Origin of the sequence: Geobacillus sp. ZGt-1 (assembly GCF_001026865.1) — a bacterium.
Lineage (GTDB): Bacteria > Bacillota > Bacilli > Bacillales > Anoxybacillaceae > Geobacillus > Geobacillus thermoleovorans.
Genome location: NZ_LDPD01000006.1, coordinates 72,570 through 72,878 on the forward strand (window position 1 = coordinate 72,570; position 309 = coordinate 72,878).

Genomic DNA, 309 nt, shown 5'->3' on the forward strand with positions numbered 1-309 from the left:
ACGAACGGGCAAATGAATTTGGCGACGATGAAGCTGCTCGATTTGCTCGCGGCCTCTGGCGCCAAGCTGTATTACTCCGGCGACTTCGACCCAGAAGGATTGGCCATGGCAGAGCGGCTGCTTGAACGGTATGGACAGGCCGTCACGCTCTGGCGCTTTTCCTTGGACGATTATGCGGCCGCCAACCCAGTCGTTGAACTCACACCCGAGCGCCTCGCCAAACTCGCATCCGTCACATCGGAACCATTGCGGCCGGTGAAAGAAGCCATCGGGCGAAAGAAAAAAGCCGGGTATCAAGAGGCGATCATT

At 57.6% G+C, this 309-nt stretch carries 1 protein-coding gene; it reads left to right on the forward strand.

Annotation, left to right across the window (positions count from 1 at the left end):
• On the forward strand, positions 1–309 hold a 309-nt coding region (locus VU18_RS18670), incomplete at both ends, for a DUF2399 domain-containing protein (RefSeq protein ID WP_236687239.1).